The 15,024-nt window shown below is 64.2% G+C and carries 16 protein-coding genes; 4 read left to right on the top strand and 12 right to left on the bottom strand.

Going from position 1 to position 15,024, the window contains the following annotated elements:
* Nucleotides 1–10: 10 nt before the first annotated feature.
* The gene (locus AAIH46_RS03840; RefSeq protein ID WP_430304275.1) at nt 11–1,156 is read right to left on the bottom strand and encodes an alpha-hydroxy acid oxidase; all 1,146 of its coding nucleotides are present in this window, start codon (nt 1,154–1,156) and stop codon (nt 11–13) included.
* A gap of 87 nt (nt 1,157–1,243) precedes the next feature.
* Nucleotides 1,244–1,567 (bottom strand): winged helix-turn-helix transcriptional regulator, encoded by a 324-nt coding sequence (locus AAIH46_RS03835; protein ID WP_430304988.1) that lies wholly within the window; start codon nt 1,565–1,567, stop codon nt 1,244–1,246.
* Nucleotides 1,568–1,713: 146 nt separating this feature from the next.
* Here AAIH46_RS03835 and AAIH46_RS03830 point away from each other — a divergent pair, with 146 nt between their 5' ends.
* Both AAIH46_RS03830 and AAIH46_RS03825 read left to right on the top strand, forming a co-directional pair.
* Entirely contained in the window at nt 1,714–2,040 is a 327-nt protein-coding gene (locus AAIH46_RS03830; protein WP_430304274.1) for a nuclear transport factor 2 family protein, read from the top strand.
* Nucleotides 2,040–2,843 carry an SDR family oxidoreductase gene (locus AAIH46_RS03825; RefSeq protein ID WP_430304273.1) on the top strand — a complete coding sequence of 268 codons (804 nt, stop codon included), beginning with the start codon at nt 2,040–2,042 and terminating at the stop codon, nt 2,841–2,843. The genes AAIH46_RS03830 and AAIH46_RS03825 overlap by 1 nt, the downstream gene beginning before the upstream one ends.
* Here the strand turns inward: AAIH46_RS03825 and AAIH46_RS03820 are convergent, their stop codons facing one another.
* From AAIH46_RS03820 to puuD, 4 genes are read right to left on the bottom strand one after another with little or no spacing between them, the layout of a single operon-like run.
* Complete coding sequence (locus tag AAIH46_RS03820) at nt 2,844–3,224, bottom strand: helix-turn-helix domain-containing protein (RefSeq protein ID WP_430304272.1); 381 nt, start codon at nt 3,222–3,224, stop codon at nt 2,844–2,846. It lies immediately after the preceding gene.
* On the bottom strand, nt 3,217–3,537 hold the full coding sequence (locus AAIH46_RS03815; protein ID WP_430304270.1) for a type II toxin-antitoxin system HigB family toxin: 321 nt from the start codon (nt 3,535–3,537) through the stop codon (nt 3,217–3,219). The genes AAIH46_RS03820 and AAIH46_RS03815 overlap by 8 nt, the downstream gene beginning before the upstream one ends.
* Nucleotides 3,538–3,545: 8 nt before the next feature.
* Nucleotides 3,546–4,874, bottom strand: a complete 1,329-nt coding sequence (gene guaD, locus AAIH46_RS03810; RefSeq protein WP_430304269.1) for a guanine deaminase — start codon at nt 4,872–4,874, stop codon at nt 3,546–3,548.
* Entirely contained in the window at nt 4,874–6,115 is a 1,242-nt protein-coding gene (gene puuD, locus AAIH46_RS03805; RefSeq protein ID WP_430304268.1) for a urate hydroxylase PuuD, read from the bottom strand. The genes guaD and puuD overlap by 1 nt, the downstream gene beginning before the upstream one ends.
* 376 nt (nt 6,116–6,491) lie before the next feature.
* On the opposite strand from puuD, the gene AAIH46_RS03800 reads away from it, so the two are divergent.
* Nucleotides 6,492–6,827, top strand: coding sequence for a hypothetical protein (locus AAIH46_RS03800; protein ID WP_430304267.1), 336 nt, complete (start codon nt 6,492–6,494; stop codon nt 6,825–6,827).
* Here the strand turns inward: AAIH46_RS03800 and AAIH46_RS03795 are convergent.
* Nucleotides 6,821–7,738 (bottom strand): LysR substrate-binding domain-containing protein, encoded by a 918-nt coding sequence (locus tag AAIH46_RS03795; protein ID WP_430304266.1) that lies wholly within the window; start codon nt 7,736–7,738, stop codon nt 6,821–6,823. The genes AAIH46_RS03800 and AAIH46_RS03795 overlap by 7 nt on opposite strands.
* A gap of 128 nt (nt 7,739–7,866) precedes the next feature.
* Here AAIH46_RS03795 and AAIH46_RS03790 point away from each other — a divergent pair, with 128 nt between their 5' ends.
* Nucleotides 7,867–8,115: a hypothetical protein gene (locus tag AAIH46_RS03790; protein ID WP_430304264.1), complete on the top strand. Its 249-nt coding sequence runs from the start codon at nt 7,867–7,869 to the stop codon at nt 8,113–8,115.
* A 5-nt stretch (nt 8,116–8,120) separates the two neighbouring features.
* Here the strand turns inward: AAIH46_RS03790 and xdhC are convergent, their stop codons facing one another.
* The 5 genes from xdhC to AAIH46_RS03765 form a co-directional block, all read right to left on the bottom strand.
* The gene (xdhC, locus tag AAIH46_RS03785) at nt 8,121–8,924 is read right to left on the bottom strand and encodes a xanthine dehydrogenase accessory protein XdhC (RefSeq protein WP_430304987.1); all 804 of its coding nucleotides are present in this window, start codon (nt 8,922–8,924) and stop codon (nt 8,121–8,123) included.
* A gap of 48 nt (nt 8,925–8,972) precedes the next feature.
* Nucleotides 8,973–10,031 carry a sensor histidine kinase gene (locus tag AAIH46_RS03780; RefSeq protein WP_430304262.1) on the bottom strand — a complete coding sequence of 353 codons (1,059 nt, stop codon included), beginning with the start codon at nt 10,029–10,031 and terminating at the stop codon, nt 8,973–8,975.
* A 107-nt stretch (nt 10,032–10,138) separates the two neighbouring features.
* A complete protein-coding gene (gene xdhB, locus AAIH46_RS03775; protein ID WP_430304261.1) occupies nt 10,139–12,475 on the bottom strand; it encodes a xanthine dehydrogenase molybdopterin binding subunit in 2,337 nt (778 codons plus the stop codon).
* A gap of 208 nt (nt 12,476–12,683) precedes the next feature.
* On the bottom strand, nt 12,684–14,156 hold the full coding sequence (xdhA, locus tag AAIH46_RS03770; RefSeq protein ID WP_430304260.1) for a xanthine dehydrogenase small subunit: 1,473 nt from the start codon (nt 14,154–14,156) through the stop codon (nt 12,684–12,686).
* Between the two features lie 19 nt (nt 14,157–14,175).
* Nucleotides 14,176–14,961, bottom strand: a complete 786-nt coding sequence (locus tag AAIH46_RS03765; RefSeq protein WP_430304259.1) for a 3-hydroxybutyrate dehydrogenase — start codon at nt 14,959–14,961, stop codon at nt 14,176–14,178.
* Nucleotides 14,962–15,024 lie beyond the last annotated feature (63 nt).

Here is a 15,024-nt window from a genome sequence, read left to right as displayed (position 1 = left end):
CCGCTGCCGCTCAATAGGGGTTGTGGGCGATGATGTTGCGGTCGACGGTCTGGATGTCGCGCTTGCCGCAGAGCGCCATGGTGATGTCCATCTCCTTGGCGATGATCGACAGCGCCAATTCGACGCCGGGCTTGCCCATCGCACCCAACCCGTAAAGGAAGGGCCGGCCGATATAGGTACCGCGGGCACCGAGCGCCACCGCCTTCAACACGTCCTGGCCGGAGCGGATTCCGCCATCGACATGCACCTCGATTCTGTCTCCGACCGCATCGACGATACGCGGCAGCATGCTGATCGCCGACGGTGCGCCGTCCAGCTGCCGACCACCATGGTTGGAGACGATGATCGCGTCGGCGCCGGTATCGGCCGCCGCGCGCGCGTCCTCCTCGTCAAGAATGCCCTTGATGATCAGCTTGCCCTTCCAGCGCTCCTTGATCCATTCCACATCCTTCCACGACAGGCGCGGATCGAACTGTTCCGCGGTCCAGGCGCCGAGCGACGAGAGGTCGGACACGTTCGATGCATGACCGACGATGTTGCCAAAGCCGCGACGTTGCGTGCGGGCCATGTCGAGGCACCATTTCGGCCGCGTCGCCATCTGCCAGACGTGCTTCGGTGTGAACTTCGGCGGTGCCGAGAGGCCGTTGCGTAAGTCCTTGTGGCGCTGGCCGAGGATCTGCAGGTCGGCGGTGACCACCAGCGCCGAGCAGTTGGCCTTGCGGGCCCGTTCGATCAGGCTTTCGACGAAGGCACGGTCACGCATCACGTAGAGCTGGAACCAGAAGGGTCTGGAGGTGACCGATGCGACGTCCTCGATGGAGCAGATGCTCATCGTCGAGAGAGTGAAGGGGACGCCGAATTCCTCCGCGGCCTTCGCCGCCAGCATCTCGCCGTCGGCATGCTGCATGCCGGTCATGCCGGTCGGCGCCAGGGCGACGGGCATGGCCACGGTCTCGCCGATCATCGTGCTCTTCAGCGATCGCTCGGTCATGTCAACCAGCACCCGCTGGCGCAGCTTGATCGCCGCAAAATCCGTCTCGTTCGCCCTGTAGGTGCTTTCCGTCCACGAGCCGCTGTCGGCATAATCGAAGAACATCTTCGGCACGCGCCGGCGGGCAAGCGATTTGAGATCGGCGATCGTCAGCGGCTGGGACATGTGTTGAAACTTCCTCCGGTACCTACCGGAGAATTAGCATATCCGAGCCTGATCGCGAGCAGAATCCTGCCCGCGCAAAGGCGTTTTTCAGGAGGCTCCCGCCGGCTTGCGCGCCGTCCATTTCAGGAGCGAATCCAGCGCCGGGCACAGAGACTGGCCCCAGTCGGTCAGGCAGTACTCCACCTTGGGCGGCACCTGATGATGGACGATCCGGCGCACCATCCCGTCGGCTTCCATTTGTCGCAACTGCTGGATCAGCATCTTCTGCGAGATCCCCGGGATCGCCCGCTCGAGGTCGGAAAAGCGCAGCACATGCCCGCCAAAGAGGTGAAAAAGGATGACCAGTTTCCAGCGACCTTCGATCAGGCGCAGGGCGGCTTCGACGCCCTTTGCCGCGGACGAAGGCGTCATCTCCTCGGCGACCTTACGTTGGGGTAAGTACCCTACTTTTTCGTGCGTACTTGTCATCGGATCAACCTATCCGCATCTTGTTCACCAGGCAACGCGATTGCTCCCGGACGGCGGCGCCCCGTCCTACAAAGTCTAAGAGGACAGAGATGACACAGCCATTGCCTGAAGCACTGGCAGCCTATTTCGCTGCCAAGAATTCACACGATATCGACGCGATGCTCCGTCCGTTTGCCGAGACTGCCATCGTCCGGGACGAGGGAAAGCAGATGAAGGGACGGGCCGAGATCCGCGCGTGGATGGAGGAGACGACCGCCAAATACCGGGTTGCCGTGCAGGTGCAGAACGTCGAACAGACAGCCGATCGCTTCGCCGTTTCGGGGCTCGTCAGCGGCAACTTCCCCGGCAGTCCCGCCACCCTCGGCTTCCGCTTCGCCCTTGCCGACGGTCAGATATCTGCGCTGGAGATCGGCTGATGACCGTGGCACCGACATTTCCCATCATCCCGGGTGAATTCGCCGGCAAGCGGGTGCTGATCACCGGCGGCACCAAGGGTGCAGGTGCTGCGATCCTGCGCCGCTTTGCTGCAGCGGGCGCGATGACCGCAACCGCCGCCCGGTCATCGCTGCCGGATGACCTCGCAACCGACGTCTATGTGCAGGCCGACCTGTCGAGGCCGGATGGCGCTCCCGCACTCGCCAAGGCCGTGCTGGAGGCCTGGGGCGGTGTCGACATCCTCGGCCACACGCTGGGCGGCTCACGGTCGCCGGGCGGCGGCTTTGCTGCCCTGACCGATGATCACTGGCAGGAGGAACTGAACCTCAACCTGATGCCCGCCGTGCGCCTCGACCGGCTGCTCCTGCCGCAGATGATCGAGCGTGGCCGCGGCGTCGTCATCCACGTGTCGTCGATCCAGCGGCGCCTGCCGCTGCACGATGCGACGATCGGCTACGCGGCGGCCAAGGCGGCGCTGTCCAACTACAGCAAGGCGCTGTCCAAGGAGCTCGGGCCGAAGGGCGTGCGGGTGACGGCGGTCGCGCCGGGCTGGATCCAGACCGAGGCGTCCCAGGCACTGGTGGCGCGCATCTCCGAGGCGGGCGGCATCGACGCGGATGCGGCACGGCAGACGATCATGGATGCGCTCGGCGGCATTCCGATCGGCCGGCCGGCATTGCCGGAGGAGATCGCCGAACTCGTGGCCTTCCTGGCCTCCGATCGAGCCGCTGCCATCCACGGCACCGAGGTCACCATCGACGGCGGGACGATCCCGACGGTGTGATCAGGCGGCGTCTCGGTTCCGGCGAACAGGCTGTATGAGTACTTCCGCCGGAATGCCCAGTTCGCTGTGCAGCCGGCGGATCATTCCCAGGGTGAGCGGGCGTTTGCGGTTGAGGATCTCGGCCACTCGCCCCCGACTGCCGAGGACCGGCTCCAGATCCCTGCGCGTCAGGCCCTGCTGTTCGATTCGAAACGCGATGGCATCGATCGGATCGGGCAGATCGACGGAGTGGTTGGCAAGCTCGTAGGCCTCGATCAGAGTCGCCAGGATATCCAGCCGGTCTCCGTCAGGCGTGCCACTCTCTGCACCCCAGAGAGCGCTCAGCGTGCCGATCGCTTCCTCATAGTCAGCTTCTGTCCGAATGGGCTTCAGGTCAGACATGATCCACCGTTGCTGCGTCAATTCTATCATAGTCGCGGTGTGTGCCGATCCATTTGATCCACACGAGGGATCGTCCGAAATCAACCGCCACTATCAGGCGATAGTCATTACCCTTGATGTTGAAGACAATCCGCTCCGCGTTGATGATGCTGGCATAGGCATATCGCTGCTTGACGTCGGCTGCCGACCTCCACTCCGCCCGGGTGACTTCGTGAAACCAAGCATCAAGCGCGGTCTTCAACGCAGTCCCGCCTTTCTGGCCCTTGGGGCTTTCGGCGAACTGCCTCAATGTCCGACGGGCGATGATCCTCATCGGAAAGACTATGCTCCCAAAGTGGGTGCAAGTAAATTGCTCTTCATCGGCCTGCCGGCCACATAGGTTTCGGTCACAGCGCGGTCGTCGCCCATCGTCTGCAGCAGGAAGAGCTCCTCCGGCAGCGTTTTGACCGTCTCCATCCGCAGGCGCATGGCCGGCGTCGCCGCGGCATCGAGCACGACGAAATCGGCGTCTGTGCCGGGTTCCAGCGTGCCGATGCGATCGACCAGCGACAGCGCCTCGGCATTGCCGCGGGTCATCCGGTAGAAGCTGTCGAGCGGGTTCAGCCGTTCGCCGAGCAGCTGCTGGATCTTGTAGGCTTCGTCCAGCGTCTTCAGCATCGAGTAGCTGGAGCCGCCGCCGATATCGGTCGCGACGCCGATGCGCACGGGCTTTTCGCGACGCTCCAGCGCCTTCAGCGGAAACAGGCCGGATCCGAGAAACAGGTTGGAGGTCGGGCAGTGGACGGCGACCGAACCGGTCTGCGACAGCACGTCGGTCTCGCGCTCCGAGAGGTGAATTGCATGGCCGAGAAGCGTCTTTCGGCCAAGCAATCCGTAGCGGGCATAGATGTCGGTGTAGTCGCTGGCTTCGGGGAAGAGTTCGCAGGTGTAGCGGATCTCCTCGTGATTTTCCGAAAGATGCGTCTGGATGTGCAGATCCGGATACTCCTGCGCCAGCGCCTGGGCAGCGCTCATCTGCTCCGGCGTCGAGGTGATGGCAAAGCGCGGGGTGATGGCCACGTGGTTGCGACCCTTGCCGTGCCACTCTTCGATGATCGCGCGCGTCTCGTCATAGCCCATCTGCGGCGTGTCGAGCAGGCCCTGCGGTGCGTTGCGGTCCATCATCACCTTGCCGCCGATCATCAGCATGTTGCGGCGGGTTGCCTCCGCGAAGAAGGCATCGGCCGACGCCTTGTGGACGGAGCAGTAGGCGGCGACGGTGGTCGTGCCGTGACGCAGGAACTCGTCGTAGAAGTGCGTCGCGATGCGGGCGGCATGGGCGCTTTCGACGAACCGGCATTCCTCGGGAAAGGTATAGGTGTTCAGCCATTCCAGGAGGTTCGCGGCATAGGAGGCGATCACCTGCATCTGCGGGAAGTGCACGTGGGTGTCGATGAGGCCCGGCAGGATGAGATGCGGACGGTGATCGAGTTCCTCGACAGTCTCGGGCGCTCCGGCCTTCACCTCGGCATAGGCGCCAACCGCCGAGATCCGACCATCCTCGACCAGCAGGCCGCCGTCCTCTTCGTAGAGATAGCTGCCGGTATCGGTGAGACTGGCGGGCGCCCGGTGAAACGAGAGAAGGCGGCCGCGCAGGAGAAGAGGCGTCATTATCGTGTGGCTCCGGCGCCGTCGACGGCGCTTTGGTACCACGCCGTCAGAAGCTTGCGCTCTTCGGGCGTGATGGCTGTGATGTTGCCGGGCGGCATGGCGTGGCTGCGGCCGGCCTGGATGTAGATTTCGTGGGCGTGGCGGGCAATATCGGCATCGGTCTCGAAACGCACCCCCTTCGGCGCGAAGCTGATCCCCTCCCAGACGGGTTCGGCGGCATGACACATCGCGCAGCGGCCCTGTACGACATCACGGGCGGCGGCGAAATGCACGTCGCTGGCAAACCGCTGCTGGACGGGTGACAGCGCGACGTCGGTCTCGCCGGTCAGCACCTTCGGCACGGTCGACAGCCAGATGATGACGATGAACAGGATCACCGTCACCAGCCAGGTCCAGGTCGGCCGCCCCTTGCGGGCGTGGGTGGTGTTGAACCAGTGGCGGATGGTGACGCCCATCAGGAACACCAGCGCTGCGATGATCCAGCTGAACTGCGTGCCGAAGGCCAGCGGATAGTGGTTGGACAGCATGAAGAAGATGACGGGCAGCGTCAGGTAGTTGTTGTGCAGCGAGCGCTGCTTCGCAATGCGGCCGTATTTCGGATCCGGCGTGCGGCCGGCAATGAGATCGGCGACGACGATCTTCTGGTTCGGAATGATGATCATGAAGACGTTTGCCGACATGATGGTGGCGGTGAAGGCGCCAAGGTGCAGGAAGGCGGCGCGGCCGGTGAACACTTGGCTATAGCCCCAGGCCATCGCCACCAGAACCACGTAGAGCAGCGCCATCAGCCCCCAGGTGCTGTTGCCGATCGGCGACTTGCACAGAAGGTCGTAGACGATCCAGCCGAAGCCGAGCGAGGCGAGCGACAGACAGATGGCCTGCCAGGGCTGCAGGGCCATGCCGGCGTGGTCGATGAGGAAGAGGTCGGCGCCGCCGTAATAGACGATCGCCAGCATCAGGAAGCCGGATAGCCAGGTGGCATAGCTTTCCCACTTGAACCAGGTGAGGTGCTCCGGCATCTGGGCCGGCGCCACCAGGTATTTCTGGATGTGGTAGAAGCCGCCGCCATGCACCTGCCACTCCTCGCCATAGGCGCCTGGCGGCAGATGCGGCCGCTTCACCAGCCCGAGATCGAGGGCAATGAAATAGAAGGACGATCCGATCCAGGCGATGGCGGTGATGACGTGCAGCCAGCGCGCGGCAAAGCTCAGCCATTCCCAGGCGACGGCATATTCGTACATCCGGATTTCCCTCAACTCGTTCCCCGACGTCATAGTCTGGAAAAGATTCGCGGTCGAGGGAAGGGCCGGTGACGTGGAATCGCGGTCTTCCCGGCGCTTCTGCACGGCTCTTCGTCGCGAACGGTCCAAGCCGCCACGGGACCGCCGGCGTCTGACGGGATGTTTTCATACCGTCCGCGAGCGCGGTCTTGGAACTTGGGCCCGGACGGGCTGTTGCAGCCGGGTGGTCTCAGCCACCCTGAATTGTGCGCCGCGATAGCGAACGGGTCAACCCGGCATCCAGCGCATGGATAGGAAGAATGCAACGCAGCCGGTGAAGGCGGGAGGTACGGGGTTCGCCGGCGATGACATGCATTCATCGATGGAGAACAAGCTCATGCGCAGTATTCTGACGATCATGATGTTGATGGCCGTTGCCTCCAGCCCCAAGGCGCACGAAACGGCGACCGGCTGGCAATACGATGCCTATTGCTGCAACGGCAACGAACACAGCGGCGACTGCCAGATGATCTCGACCAGGAATGTCCGGGTAATTTCCGGCGGCTACGAGATCCTGCTGAGGCCTGGCGACCACCGGCTCATCACCCGCAACCACGATTTCAAGATCCCCCAGAGCCAGGCGCGGCGCAGCCGCGACGAGCAGTACCATCTCTGCCTCTATCCCAACGAGGACACGCTGCGCTGCTTCTACGCGCCGGACATGAGTTACTGAGCGGCGGCAGACAGGTCTGAAAGATAGGGCGGCAGGGTCTCCAGCAGCCACTGGCGGAAGGTCTGTACCTTAACCGATTGGCGGCGGCTTTTCGGGGAGATCAGCCAATAGCTCAGATCGTCCTTCTTGAACGCCTCGAAGGGCATAATGAGGCGGTCGGCCTTCAGCTCCTCGCGGTGCAGAAACGGGCTCAGCAGCGCAACCCCGTGGCCGGCAATGGCGGCGCTGCCTTCCAGATCCAGCGCACCGTCGGCATCGATCGTGATGGTGCCGGGCAGGGGGGTGTCGATGCCGTTCGACTGAAACCATATCCCCCACCATTTGCTGCTGCCGCCGATGAGCGGCAGTTTCAGAAGATCCGCCGGGATCGTCACGCCGCGAATCGTTTTCGCCAGCTTCGGGCTCAGCATGGGTGCATATTGCAGTCGGAACAGTTCATGCGCCACCACATCCGCTGGCGGTTGCTCGCCTCGCCAGATGGCGACATCGGCATTGTCGGCGCGGAAATCCACCGGTTTGTCGATGCGCAGAATGCGTACGGCCAGACCCGGATGCTGAAGCTGGAAGGCGCCGATATGGCGGGCCAGCCAATGGCTGGCAAAGGTGGGCGTCGAGCGAATCTCTAGAATACCGCTCTCTTCCTGGCGCGCCTCTGCCATCGCTTCAGCCAGAAGACCAAAGGCTTCACTGACCTTCGGTGCCAAGCGCTCTCCTGTCTGCGTCAGGCTGATCCGCCGTGTCTGGCGGATGAACAGCAGGTCCCCGACATGCTCTTCCAGCAGTTTGATCTGGTAGCTGACCGCCGTCTGCGTCATGCCCAGCTCTTCGCCCGCGCGGGTGAAACTGCCAAGCCTTGCCACGGCGTCAAACACCCTGATCGCATTGAGCGGCAGCTTGCGCGACAGCTTCATGGATAAGCTCTCTTTCTGACCGGTCTCTCGGATTGAATTGGTGGACCGCAGGAAACGGGTGGTATGTCAGCGCAGATGGCAGCAATTGTCGAGCCATGCAGCAATAAAATGTCGTGTTGGAGGCCAATATGGCGGTCTGGACCAGAGGTTCTGCCGGGTGGGTTTCTGCGTCCTGGATGCGGTTGGCAGCCCGTTTCCGGGCGGTGGTGGACATCAATCCAGGAGACGTGATCCAGGGTGTTGATGATGAAGCCGCTGACGCAGCACCTGAGGAATTGCGTGACGACCTGGCGCTTTCGATGCCGGTGCGTCCGTCGGGTCGGCAGGAAGCATTTTGGCGGGACATGCAGCGTTCAAGGATCTTGCCGCGCTTCTGACAGGCTCAGCCGGTGGTTTTGCTCAGCAGCCGGGTCAGCAGTTCCGCAGCGACCAGGGCTGCGATGACCGCCGGACGCTTGTCGTGCACCATTGATCCGCCCACGGGTAGAACGAGTGCATCGCTGGACACGGTGCCGTCGGTCTCGCGCGCCAGCCAATTCTTGAACGTCGCACGCTTGGTGGCCGATCCGATCATGCCGACATAGGCGAGATCTCCGCGCGCCAGCGCCTGCCGGGCAATGAGGAAGTCCAGCGCATGGTCGTGGGTGAGGACGATCACCGCGCTCCCGGGCGCTAGTCCGTCCACCAGTGCTTCGGGCATGGCGGCAAGCATCTTTTCCAAACCCTCGGGCACGTCGTCGAGGGCCGCCTGACGGCTCTCGACGACCGTGACCCGGAAAGGCAGCGGCAGGAGAGCTTCTGCCAGCGCCCGGCCGACATGGCCGGCACCGAAGAGCACGACCTGCGGGAAGCGTTCAGTCTCTGCTGCAAGACGGGCCTCGATCCCGGCGGTGAGCTCAGGCGTCATCGTCTGGAAGGTCAGGCGCGTCCGGCCGCCGCAGCACTGGCCGATCTCCGGTCCGAGCGGCACGTCGAGTTCGCCCGTGCCGCCGCCGCCGCTCAGCATGTCCCTCGCATTGTCGATGGCCATGAACTCCAGCTGGCCGCCGCCGATCGTGCCCCAGATGGCCTCTGCCGAGACGATCATGATGGCGCCCGCTTCGCGCGGCGTGGAACCTCTTGCCTCGGAGACCGTGACGAGCACAGCCGCCGCCGTGCCGTCGAGGAACGTCCGCAAGGTCGAGATTGCGTTCATTGGCCATCTCTCCCGCGGGGGAGGAGGGCGGCGGAGACCTCAGGCTTCTTCATCGCTCTGGATCGTGCCGTTGAGTTCGAAACGTACGCCGTGCCGCTCGTAGGTCGTCTGACCGGTGCCGCCGAAGTAATTGGCGACGATCTGGTCTGTCAGCCGGGTGCCGAAACCCCGCCTGGTCGGCGCTGCGACGGGCGGGCCTCCGGCTTCCACCCAGGCGAAACGGAAGGCCGCCTGCTCATCGACCGACCACGAGACGGACACTGTGCCGGCGGCGTTCGACAGGGCGCCGTGCTTCAGCGCATTGGTGGCAAGCTCGTAGATGGCAAGCGAAAGGCCGACCGCCTGCTGCGGCTGGACGCGCACCGGCGGGCCGTCGATCGTCAGGCGTGCTCGGTCGTCGAGATGCGCGGCCATGCTTTCCAGCACGATGGCATCGACGGTCGCGCCATCATCGGATTCATCGAGAAGGCTCTGCGCCTTGCCGAGTGCCGCGATCCGCTTGGCAACGGTATCGCGCGCTTCCTCGAGATTGTTGGCATGGCGCATGGTGGCGCTGACGACGGCCGAAGTGACGGCCATGGCGTTTTTCACCCGATGCACGAGCTCGCGGCGCAGCAGCTCTTCCTTGCGCTTGCTCTGTACCAGCCGCGTCGTGTCGACCGCGACGTCGATGATGCCGGCGATCTCGCCCGCATCGTCGAACAGAGGGCTGTAGGAGAAGGTCCAGAAGGTCTCCTCGAGGAAGCCGTTGCGCTGCATCAGAAGTCGCAGGTTCTCGGTGAAGGTGCCGCAGCCGGACAGGGCCTGGTCGGCGAACGGCTTCACATCTTCCCAGACGTCCGACCAGATCTCGTGAAACGGCTGGCCGAGAGCGCCGACCTCCTTGTCGCCGAGGAAGGGCCTGTAGGCATCGTTGTAGATGATGTTGAGGTCGGTGCCCCAGAACAGGCAGATGGCGTGCTGCTGGTGCAGCATCATCTGGACGACGGCGCGCAACGAAGCCGGCCATGTGGCCATGGCGCCGACCGATGTCTTCGACCAGTCGAAGGCGCGGATAGCTCCGGCCATTTCGCCGCCGCCATTGGGGAATTCAGACACGTTCGGCCTCGCCACATCACACTGGTCTTCTATAGCGTGCAATAGCGGGATGGCGCGAGCCTGATCTCAGGCTCATGCGGTTTTTAAGCCGGGCGACCGTCCGGCGGTCACATCGCCTTCATCCGCTCGACGGCCATCAGCACGCGTTCCGGCGTTGCCGGCGCGTCGAGCCGCGGACAGACGCTGTAATCGGCAATCGAGGCGACAGCCATGGAGATTGCCTCGAACACCGAGATGCCCAGCATGAAGGGCGGCTCGCCGACGGCCTTCGAGCGACCGATCGTCTGCTCGCGGTTCTCCGACCAGTCCGCCAGCTTGACGTTGAAGATCTTCGGCCGGTCCGATGCCAGCGGAATCTTGTAGGTGGACGGCGCATGGGTGCGCAGCCGGCCCTTGGCATCCCACCAAAGCTCTTCCGTCGTCAGCCAGCCGACGCCCTGCACGAAGGCGCCTTCCACCTGGCCGATGTCGATCGCCGGGTTCAGCGACTTGCCCACATCGTGGAGGATGTCGGTGCGATCGATCAGGTACTCGCCGGTCAGCGTGTCGATCGAGACTTCCGAGCAGGCGGCGCCATAGGCAAAGTAGTAGAACGGACGGCCCTTGCCGGCGGCGCGGTCCCAGTGGATTTTTGGCGTCTTGTAGAAGCCGGCCGCCGACAGCTGCACGCGGTCGTAATAGGCGGCCCGCACCAGCGTGTCGAAGGGGACGATCTCTTCGCCGACCCGCACTCGATTGGGCAGGAATTCCACCTCTGTCGGCGCCACCTCGAACTGGCGGCAGGCGAAATCGACCAGCCGCTCCTTCAACTGCCGCGCGGCGTCGTAGGCGGCCATGCCGTTGAGGTCGGAGCCGGAAGAGGCGGCGGTCGCCGAGGTGTTCGGCACCTTGCCGGTCGTCGTCGCGGTGATCTTCACCCGATCGATGTCGACGTTGAAGGTGTCGGCCACCACCTGCGCCACCTTGGTGTAGAGGCCCTGGCCCATCTCCGTGCCGCCGTGGTTCAGGTGGATCGAGCCGTCCTGGTAGATGTGGACGAGCGCGCCGGCCTGGTTATAGGCGGTCATGGTGAAGGAGATGCCGAATTTCACCGGTGTCAGAGCGATGCCCTTGCGGATCACCGGGCTGTTTTCGTTGAAGTCGACGATCGCCTGGCGGCGCGCGCGGTAGTCGCTTGAGGCTTCCAGCTCTTCGACCAGCTGCAGGATGATGTTGTCCTCAACCTCCTGGTGGTAGGGGGTCAGAGTGCGGTCGGAACCGGGCTGGCCGTAAAAATTCAGCTTGCGGACATCGAGCGGATCCTTGCCGACCGCATAGGCGATCTCCTCGATGAACCGTTCGCCGCCGAGCATGCCTTGCGGGCCTCCGAAGCCACGGAAGGCAGTGTTCGAACAGGTGTGCGTCTTCAGCGGTTTCGACGTCAGGTGCACATGCGGGTAGAAATAGCTGGAATCGGCGTGGAAGAGGGCGCGGTCGGTGACAGGGCCGGAGAGATCGGCAGAAAAGCCGCAGCGCGCGGCATAGGTGGCGTCGACGGCGTGGATGCGGCCGTCCTCGCCGAAGGCCAGATCGTAGTCGACGCGGAAATCGTGGCGCTTGCCGGTGACGGCCATGTCCTCGTCGCGATCCGGCCGGAATTTCACGGCGCGGTTCAGCTTCTTGGCGGCCACCGCCGCCAAGCAGGCAAACAGGTTGCCCTGGGTTTCCTTGCCGCCGAAGCCGCCGCCCATGCGCCGCGTATTCACGGTCACCGCATGATTGGCGCAGCCCAGCACATGCGACACCATGTGCTGCACCTCGCTCGGGTGCTGGGTGGACGACCAGACGGTGATGTCCTCGTCTTCGCCGGGAATGGTAAGCGCGATCTGGCCTTCCAGGTAGAAATGCTCCTGGCCGCCGATACGCATCTGGCCCTGGATGCGCAGGGGCGCCTTGTCGATCTCCGTCTTCGGGTCGCCGCGGGTCAGCGTCATCGGCTTGACGACCAGCGGCGCGTCGTTTTCCAGCGCGGCGTCGATGTCGGTCCAGTGCGGCAGGTCGCGGTAGTCGATCTTCGCCAACCGCGCGGCGCGGCGGGCCTGATCGCGCGTCTCGCCGATGACAACGAAGATCGGCTGGCCGTGGAATTCGATCCTGTCGGTCGCCAGCAGCGGCTCGTCGTGCTGGCCCGTCGAGGCGATGTCGTTGATGCCCGGAATGTCCGCGGCGGTGATCACCGCGACGACGCCGGGTGCGGCGCGCACTGCGTCAAGATCGATCGCCAGGATATCGGCATGCGCGCGATCGGCCATGCCGAGTGCTGCATGCAGGGTGCCGGCCGGCTCCGGCATGTCATCGATATATTCGGCCGTGCCGGTCACGTGCTTGTGCGCCGAATCATGGCGCAGCGGAGCGTGCATCGAACCGCTGATGGTGCTCTTCGCCTCGAAGGTGGTGTTATCCATCAGTCGGCTCCTTCGATGGGGTGGCATGATGGTGCGGAGGAAAAGCTGCCCCTCACCCTAACCCTCTCCCCGCGGGCGGGGAGAGGGGACTTGCCCCGTGCGACTTCAGCGTGTTCCCAGCGGGTGCGGTGTATCCCTTCGCCCCGCATGCGGGGAGAAGGTGCCGGCAGGCGGATGAGGGGCAGCGATGCGGTGTCAGACTTCATCCTCATGCCTCCTCGGCGTCGAAGCGCTGCAGTTCCTGCGGCTGGCCGGCGGTTTCGAGGAAGAACCGGGTGAGCAGATTGCGGGCGGCAAGCGCGCGATATTCGGCAGTGGCCCGCCAGTCGGTCAGCGGCTGGAAATCCTCGGCCATCGCATCCTGCGCCGCGGCCACCGTGTTCCAGCTCCACGGCCGGCCGATAAGTGCTGCTTCCACGCTGGTCGCCCGCTTTGGCGTGCCGGCCATCCCGCCAAAGGCGATGCGGCAGGTGTCTACGCAGCCCTCGGCGTCGATGGTGAGGTAGAAGGCGCCGCAGAGTGCCGAAATGTCCTCATCGCGGCGCTTGGAGATCTTGTAGACGGCGTAGAAGGCTTCCTCATCCGCGTGCGGCACGAAGATCTTCTCGACGAACTCGTCGGGCTGACGGTCCTGCTTGCCGTACTCGATGAAATAGTCCTCGAGCGCCAGCGTCCGGACGCCGGATGCCGCGCGCAGCGTGACGGTCGCTCCAAGCGCAATCAGCGCCGGCGGCATGTCGCCGATCGGCGATCCGTTGGCGATATTGCCGCCGATCGTGCCCATGTTGCGCACCTGCTGGCCACCGATCCGGTCGATCAGCCGGCCGATCGCCGGGTGTTCGATGCCGAGCACATCGATCGCCTGGGCATAGGTGACGCCGGCGCCGATCGTGATACCGCGCTCGTCGGCAGTGACCGCCTGCAGGTCGGTGAGGTGGTTGATGAAGACCACCGGGTCGAGCCGGCGCATCTGCTTCGTAACCCAGAGACCGACATCGGTGGCGCCGGCGACGATGGTGGCGGTCGGCTCTGCGGCCAGCACATCGGCCAGTGCCGCCAGCGTGCCGGGGATGATCGCCCGGCTGTCGTCACGGCCAACGGTGATGGTTTCGGAGGAGGCGCGGATCGTCCACAGCTTCGACATGATTTCGGTGCGCTGACGTTCGATCGGATCGAACAGCGCGCTCGGCCGTTCGGCCGCGACCTGCTCCGCCGCCCTGACGATCGGCTCGTAGCCGGTGCAACGACAGAGATTGCCCTGCAGGGCGTTCTCGATGTCTTCGCGGTTGGGTTCGCTGTTGGCCATCCACAGGCCGTAGAGCGACATGACGAAGCCTGGCGTGCAGAAGCCGCACTGCGAGCCGTGACAGTCGACCATCGCCTGCTGCACCGGATGCAGCCGTCCGTCCTGTCCCGCCAGATGCTCGACGGTCACCACATGCGTGCCGTGCAGGGATCCGACGAAGCGGATGCAGGCATTGACGCTTTCGTAGCGCAGCGCCCCGCCGATCAGCCTCCCGACAAGCACCGTGCAGGCACCGCAATCGCCTTCGGCACAACCTTCCTTGGTGCCGGTCAGCCGCTTCCGCAGGCGCAGATAGTCGAGCAGCGTCTCGGTGGCGGAGAAATCGCCAAGCGAGACCTCGTCGCCATTCAGGATGAAGCGGATCGCGGACGTCATGCGGTGTTCCCGTTGTGGCTCATTGGGCGGTCCAGCCGCCGTCGATGGAGATGTGGGTGCCGGTGATCTGTCGGGCCGCATCGCTGGCGAGATAGACGGCTGTTGCCGCCACCTCCTCGATGCTGACGAACTGCTTCGTCGCCTGCAGACGGAGCATGACGTCCGTCTTGACCGCCTCTTCCGAGATGCCACGTTCGCGCGCCGTGTCGGGGATCTGCTTTTCCACGAGAGGCGTCAGCACGTAGCCGGGGCAGATGGCGTTCACAGTAATGCCGAATTCGGCCAATTCCAGTGCGGCAGTCTTGGTCAGACCGAGAATGCCGTGCTTGGCTGCGACATAAGCCGATTTGTACGGGGATGCAACAAGCGCGTGTGCCGAGGCGACGTTGATGATGCGGCCGGAATGGGCACGGCCGGGGGCCTTCATCAGCGGAATGACGTGGCGCATGGTGTGGAAGGCGGACGAGAGCAGGATGGCGATCAGCTGATCCCACTTTTCGACCGGAAATTCCTCGATCTTCGCCACGTGCTGGATGCCGGCATTGTTGACCAGCACGTCGACGGTGCCGAAGGTCTCGGCTGCCATACGGACGAGATCGGCGATCTCGTCCGGCCTTGTCATGTCGGCCGGATGGTAGAGCGCGGCGCCACCACCCAGACCTTCGAGCTCGGTGCGCGCCGCCTCTATGTCTTCCGGCTTGCCGAAGCCGTTGATGACGACGTTCGCGCCCTCGGCGGCGAAGGCCCGGGCCACGCCAAGCCCGATGCCGCTGGTCGATCCCGTGACGACGACGGTTCTTGCCATGACCTGCCTCCGATGCGCATCGCGATGTCGATACGACGCCTGAGGAAGGTTATGCGCAAAGGG

Origin of the sequence: Rhizobium sp. 0TCS1.26 (genome assembly GCF_050455525.1) — a bacterium.
Taxonomy (GTDB): domain Bacteria; phylum Pseudomonadota; class Alphaproteobacteria; order Rhizobiales; family Rhizobiaceae; genus Neorhizobium.
This window is presented reverse-complemented; position numbering and strand designations above follow the sequence as displayed.